The organism is Aeromonas sp. QDB11, from assembly GCF_027705265.1.
Taxonomy (GTDB): Bacteria; Pseudomonadota; Gammaproteobacteria; order Enterobacterales; family Aeromonadaceae; genus Aeromonas; species Aeromonas allosaccharophila.
Map to the genome: position 1 here is coordinate 1 of NZ_JAPDBM010000248.1, position 532 is coordinate 532.

Below are 532 nucleotides of genomic sequence, written 5' to 3' on the forward strand. Positions count from 1 at the left end.
GTTCGACAGGCCCTCGCCCCGCTGGCGGCCACCCCGTTATGCGCAGAGACGATGACGCTTGAGAAGGCTCATGGCCGCATCGATGGTCGTGAGTACCATGTCATGGCGGCGGGCGAGTTGGCCGCCCAGTTTCCTCATTGGAAACAGTTGCACAGCATTGGCGTGGCCATCTCCTATCGCGTTGAAAATATGCAAAAAATTACCATAGAGCAGCGTTATTTCATCAGTTCCAAAGCGTTGGTGCAGGATGAGTTTGCGCGAGCGGTGCGTGGGCACTGGGCCATCGAAAATAGCCTGCACTGGGTGCTGGACGTCACGATGGGCGAGGATGATTGCCCGATTTATCGCGGTGATGCCGCAGAGATTTTGGCGTGCATCCGGCACATGGGGCTGAACATGCTCAGGGCCGAGACTTCACGCAAGGCGAGCGTAAGACGGAAGCAAAAAATCGCAGGAATGAGCAGTGAATATCTGGAAACGGTACTCAATGCGGGTCTCAAAAAACTGGGTGAAATTTAACAAAATGTTCACG

1 pseudogene is annotated in these 532 nt (G+C 54.5%); it reads left to right on the forward strand.

The window, feature by feature from the left end:
* Positions 1-519, forward strand: a pseudogene (locus OKC40_RS22910) (ISAs1-like element ISAs12 family transposase); the annotation flags it as partial.
* Positions 520-532 lie beyond the last annotated feature (13 nt).